The organism is Streptomyces sp. URMC 126, from assembly GCF_051386555.1.
Lineage (GTDB): Bacteria > Actinomycetota > Actinomycetes > Streptomycetales > Streptomycetaceae > Streptomyces.
Map to the genome: position 1 here is coordinate 1 of NZ_JBPQTX010000453.1, position 4,323 is coordinate 4,323.

Sequence of the window (4,323 nt, forward strand, 5' to 3'; positions counted from 1 at the left end):
CCCCCAGCCCCGTCAGCACCCGCCGACCTGACCAAGCGCGACACCGAGGACGCCCGATGACCACCCCGACGACCCCTCAGCACCCCGTGCCCCCGCAGGGTGCGCCGCAGCAGCCCGGTCAGGGCCCCGGCCCCGCGCAGCCGTCCTGGCCCGGTCAGGCGGGCCCCGGCGGCTATGTGTCGCCGGTCCCGGTGCGCGCGGCGCACCTCGGGGATGCGATAGCCGCCGAGTGGACGAAGATCCGGAGCCTGCGGTCCACGATGTGGACGCTCGGCACGATGCTGGTGATCGTCGTCGGCCTCGGACTGACGCTGTCGCTGGTCGCCTCCGCCTCCGACGAGCTCGCCGACGGCGAGGACATGCTCAGTCTGGGCGCCGTCGGCGTGCTGCTCGGCATGATCCCGGTGCTCACCCTGGGCGTGCTGACCATCTCCTCCGAGTACGGCACCGGGCTGATCCGCACCACGCTGACCGCCTGCCCCAGCCGTTCCCGGGTGCTCACGGCCAAGGCGATCGTCCTGGGCTCCCTGGCCTTCGTGACCACGCTGATCGCGACGCTCCTCGTCGCCATGATCAGCGCCGCCCTGCTGGACGACCAGGTCCTCGACGACCCGACCGCCGGCCAGTGGTTCAAGGCGACCGTCGGCGTCAGCCTCTACGTGGCGCTGGGCGGGCTGCTGGCCCTGGCCGTCGGCGCCCTGCTGCGGCACTCCGCCGGGGCGATCACCACCATGCTGGGACTGGTGCTGCTGCCGCCGCTGCTGTCGCTCTTCCTCCAGGCCGAGGCCGTCCAGAAGATCGGCGAGGTGCTCGCCAAGTACTCGATCCCCATGCAGCTGTTCACGCTCTACGGCGCCGAGGTCGAGTCGGGCCCGTCCGGCTGGGACCCCCTGTGGATCATGCTCGTGCTGACCGCCGCCGCCACGGCCGGCGCCCACCTGGTGATCAACAAGCGGGACGCCTGACGGCCGCCCCCACGCGGTGCGTTCAGTACCGCGGCGCGTTACGGGACCGCTGGAGCCGCGCGCTCCGGCGGTCCCTCGCGTTCCAGCAGGACTTGTGCCAGTGGCGCCGGTCCTCGACCCCCGCGCCGTACTGCGGCCACACCACCAGGTGCGGCACCCCGGGCGGGATCTCCTGGTCGCAGCCGGGGCAGCGGTAGCGCTTGGCCGCCGCGCTCCCGCCGACCATGCGGACCGACCAGTCCTCGCCCTGCCAGCTCTCCGTCTGCTCCAGCCCGTACCGCACCCCGCCGCCCTCGTACCGGGCGCTCTCGGCGGCTTGACTGACTGCGCCGCCTCGGGGGCGGTTTCGGCGCGGGGACACGGTTCACCTCGAAGGTCGGGCGAGCTACGGGCTGTGACCAGGGTACGCGTCACGGTCACCGCCCCGGCCGGGTGTGTTCGGGACCTGCCCGGCCACCCTCTCCGATCATCATGAAAACTTCCTGAACGCCCGTACCTCGTGGCACGTGTCGGGCGTTATTGCCACCGGGGGGTCGGGTCGGTCGCGCAGGAAGGTGCACGAGCATGCGCGTTGGAGCGTTCGTCCTGGCCGCCCAGTTCCCCGGCCAGGGTCACGGAGAGGCGCTGTACCGGGCGGTGCGGACGGCCGAGGTCGCCGAGGAGGCCGGGCTCGACGCGGTCTGGCTGGCCGAACACCACTTCGTCCCCTACGGCGTCTGCCCCTCGGCGGTGACGCTGGCCGGGCTGCTCCTGGGCCGTACCCGGCGGATCCGGGTGGGCACGGCGGTGAGCGTCCTGCCCACCACCCACCCCGTGACCCTCGGCGAGCAGACGGCCCTGCTGCACATCGCCTCCGGGGGCCGGTTCACCCTCGGGGTCGGCCGCGGCGGGCCGTGGGTGGACCTGGAAGTGTTCAACGCGGGCCTCCAGGCTTACGAAGAAGCGTTTCCGGAATCGCTCGAACTGCTGATGCGCTGGCTGCGGGAACCCCGCGTCGGCGCTTCGGGCAAACGATTCTCCTTCCGCGAGGTGCCGGTCGTACCGCGCCCGGACGAACTGCTGGACCGGCCCGGACCGCCGGTGCTGGTCGCCTGTACCTCGCCCGCCGGGGTCCGGCTGGCCGCCCGGCACGGGCTGCCGATGCTGCTCGGCATGCACAGCGCCGACGAGGAAAAGGCCGAGATGGTGTCCCTGTGGCGCAAGTGCGCCCTGGAGGCCGGGTGTTCACCGGAGCACGTGGCGTCGGCCGCGCATGTGGCGGCGGGCGTGGTGCAGGTGGCGGACCGCCGCCAGGAGGCGGCGGAGACCCTGCTGAAGGCGATGCCCGGCTGGCTGCGCCAGGGACTCGGGGCGCATGTCACCGTCGACGGCCGGGAGCGCCGGATGCGGGACCCGCTGGCCTACACGGAGCTGCTGTGCTCCCTCCACCCGGTCGGCCCGCCCCGGCTGTGCGCCGACCGCCTCGCGGCCACCGCGGAGCGGACCGGGGTACGGGGGTTCGCGCTGCTGGCCGAGGGGTCGGGCGATCTCGCGGCGACCGAGGAGAACCTGCGCCGGCTCGGCACGGAGGTCCTGCCGCTGATCCGCTGAGGACGGCCCGCCACCGGGACCGGGCCGCGTCGGCCTTTGGCCGTTTCCCATGGCGGCGCACGGACGCGGACCGGCGCCGCGGTGACCCGCCCCCGGCGCGCGCGGCGCCGACGGCGCCGTGCGTGACGGCGCGGGCGCCGGGCTTCCGGACGACGGAGGGCGTCGGGCCGGGCCGGGTATCGGGGCCGACGACCCAGGGCCCGGCGGCATGGAGCCCCGGCGGCCCGCGGACTCGCGCCTCCTCCGGGCCGGCCCGGTCGCCGCGCACCACCGGCTGCGGCCCGCCCCCGGGCCACGGCTCCAATGGCCCGCCGCCGTACCGTCCCGCGCCCCCGCGCGCGGAGCGGCGTCGGCGCGGGCTCAGCAGTCGCGCAGCTCCGGGGACTGGTTGAGCAGCTGCCCCCGGACGGAGGTGAAGCGGGCCAGCCGCTCGTCGGCGGAGGGGCCGAGCGGGAAGACGGCGACCCGATGGCAGTTCTGGAACGCCAGCCGGACCCCGAAGTGCCGCTGCAGCGCTCCGCGGATCGCGTCGCTCGCCAGGGCGCGCAGCAGCTGGCCACGCGCCTGCTCGTCCGGCGGCGGCGTCCGGTTGTCGGCGAACTCGCCGCCTTCGACCTCGAGCCGGGCCACCAGCGAGCTGATCATCTCCCAGGCGTAGGGCAGGGAGTTCCGGACGCAGTCGACGAATGCCTCTTCGTCGACCTCGCCTCGCTCGGCCTGTTCGAGGAGGGCCGGTGAGACGTCGAGCGACATGAGTTCTCCTCTCGCGGGCCCCGCCGGGCGGGGTCCTGGGGGTGGGCGAGCGGACGACGACGCCCCGTGCCCGTACGGCGACCGCCCGCTTCAACGGTAATCCGGCCACTGCTGCCCCACCAGGAGAACGCACCTACAACTGGCCACCGGCGAAGGGGCCCATCCAGGGCGAATCGCGTCCGGTGCCGGGAGTCGAGTAGCGTGGCTCACCATGCGTCTCGTCATCGCCCGTTGCTCCGTGGACTACGCCGGCCGGCTCACCGCCCACCTGCCGTCCGCCCCCCGTCTCATCCTCGTCAAGGCCGACGGCAGTGTCTCGATCCACGCGGACGACCGGGCCTACAAGCCCCTCAACTGGATGTCCCCGCCGTGCACCCTCAAGGAGGGCGACGGCAGCGTGTGGACGGTGATCAACAAGGCGGGCGAGAAGCTCATCATCACCATGGAGGAGGTCCTCCACGACTCCTCGCACGAGCTCGGCGTCGATCCGGGCCTCATCAAGGACGGCGTGGAAGCGCACCTTCAGGAGCTCCTCGCGGACCGCATCGAGACCCTCGGCGAGGGCTACACCCTGATCCGCCGCGAGTACCCGACGGCGATCGGCCCGGTCGACATCCTCTGCCGGGACGCCGACGGACAGACGGTCGCGGTCGAACTCAAGCGGCGCGGCGAGATCGACGGCGTCGAGCAGCTCACCCGCTACCTCGAACTCCTCAACCGCGACCCTCACCTGGCGCCGGTCCGCGGCATCTTCGCCGCCCAGGAGATCAAGCCGCAGGCTCGTGTCCTCGCCACGGACCGGGGGATCGGCTGTGTCGTCCTGGACTACGACGCGCTGCGGGGCATCGAGGACGACAAGCTCAGGTTGTTCTGAGCGGGGGGGGTGCCCCGGACCCGCCCCTTCACCGATTCCTGGGGGCAAGCCCCCAGCCCCCCGAAACCGCGCTCCGCGCGGTTGTCCTCAAACGCCGGACGGGCTGAAGTGCGCGCCCAGGGCGGCACTATCCAGCCCGTC

General features: G+C 73.4%; 5 protein-coding genes. 3 read left to right on the forward strand and 2 right to left on the reverse strand.

Annotated features, from left to right (window positions below; genetic code table 11):
- The first annotated feature begins 56 nt into the window (after positions 1 to 56).
- The gene (locus ACSNOK_RS31135) at positions 57 to 965 is read left to right on the forward strand and encodes an ABC transporter permease subunit (protein WP_436784147.1); all 909 of its coding nucleotides are present in this window, start codon (positions 57 to 59) and stop codon (positions 963 to 965) included.
- A gap of 22 nt (positions 966 to 987) precedes the next feature.
- On the opposite strand, the gene ACSNOK_RS31140 is transcribed toward ACSNOK_RS31135, so the two are convergent.
- Complete coding sequence (locus ACSNOK_RS31140) at positions 988 to 1,326, reverse strand: ATP/GTP-binding protein (RefSeq protein WP_436784148.1); 339 nt, start codon at positions 1,324 to 1,326, stop codon at positions 988 to 990.
- A 203-nt stretch (positions 1,327 to 1,529) separates the two neighbouring features.
- Between ACSNOK_RS31140 and ACSNOK_RS31145 the strand changes: the two genes are divergently transcribed.
- Positions 1,530 to 2,555, forward strand: a complete 1,026-nt coding sequence (locus ACSNOK_RS31145) for an LLM class flavin-dependent oxidoreductase (RefSeq protein WP_436784149.1) — start codon at positions 1,530 to 1,532, stop codon at positions 2,553 to 2,555.
- Positions 2,556 to 2,915: 360 nt separating this feature from the next.
- On the opposite strand, the gene ACSNOK_RS31150 is transcribed toward ACSNOK_RS31145, so the two are convergent.
- Positions 2,916 to 3,308, reverse strand: coding sequence for an SCO5389 family protein (locus ACSNOK_RS31150; protein WP_436784150.1), 393 nt, complete (start codon positions 3,306 to 3,308; stop codon positions 2,916 to 2,918).
- Positions 3,309 to 3,519: 211 nt separating this feature from the next.
- On the opposite strand from ACSNOK_RS31150, the gene nucS reads away from it, so the two are divergent.
- Complete coding sequence (gene nucS, locus ACSNOK_RS31155; protein ID WP_004952105.1) at positions 3,520 to 4,182, forward strand: endonuclease NucS; 663 nt, start codon at positions 3,520 to 3,522, stop codon at positions 4,180 to 4,182.
- Positions 4,183 to 4,323 lie beyond the last annotated feature (141 nt).

What these genes read in the sequence shown, in the direction of transcription:
- nucS (WP_004952105.1), top strand. Translation starts at nt 3,520, where the DNA reads ATGCGTCTCGTCATCGCCCGTTGCTCCGTGGACTACGCCGGCCGGCTC.
- ACSNOK_RS31145 (WP_436784149.1), top strand. Translation starts at nt 1,530, where the DNA reads ATGCGCGTTGGAGCGTTCGTCCTGGCCGCCCAGTTCCCCGGCCAGGGT.
- ACSNOK_RS31135 (WP_436784147.1), top strand. Translation starts at nt 57, where the DNA reads ATGACCACCCCGACGACCCCTCAGCACCCCGTGCCCCCGCAGGGTGCG.
- ACSNOK_RS31150 (WP_436784150.1), bottom strand. Translation starts at nt 3,308, where the DNA reads ATGTCGCTCGACGTCTCACCGGCCCTCCTCGAACAGGCCGAGCGAGGC.